The organism is Streptomyces sp. AC627_RSS907 (assembly GCF_019049165.1).
The window spans coordinates 1-554 of record NZ_JAGMUE010000728.1 but is presented as its reverse complement, the minus strand read 5'-3'; the positions used below and the strand labels follow the sequence as shown (position 1 = coordinate 554).

General features: G+C 73.1%; 1 pseudogene. It reads left to right on the top strand.

Annotated elements, in window-relative coordinates:
* A pseudogene (locus tag KUM32_RS38285) lies at positions 1 to 554 on the top strand (sensor histidine kinase); the annotation flags it as partial.

The following is a 554-nucleotide window of genomic DNA, read 5'->3' as shown; positions in this document are numbered from 1 at the left end:
GGTGTACGCGGCGCTCAGCGGCCTGGCGCTGCTGTGCGTGTTCGTCTGGCCGCGGGTACGGCAGGCGGTGCTGCGGGCCGTGGCCCGCGGGGCGCGCCACCTGGCCCAGGTGGAGCGGCGCCGCCTGGCGTACTTCCTGGACGTCGAGATCGGCTCCTCATACGGCGGCAGCCGGGCGCTCGGCTACCTGGCCGTGCGTTGGCTGCTCGCGCCGCTCGGCTGCCTGGTGGTCTTCTCCGCGCTGATCGGCGCCCTCTACGGGTCGCTGATCATCTGGGGCTGGCCGATGTTCCACTCGTACAACCGCGACGAGCAGGTCTACTCCTCCGTCGCCGGCATGTTCCTGCTCTTCCTCGCCGCCCAGAGCCTGTTCGGCGTCGTCGCCCTGGAGCAGCGGCTCGCCTGGCACTTCCTCGGCGCCGACCCGCAGGACGAGTTGCGCCGCCGCATCGAGGAGCTGGCCAGCAGCCGGGCCGGCGTGGTCGCCGCCGTGGACGACGAGCGCCGCCGCATCGAACGCGACCTGCACGACGGGGTGCAGCAGCGCCTCGTGG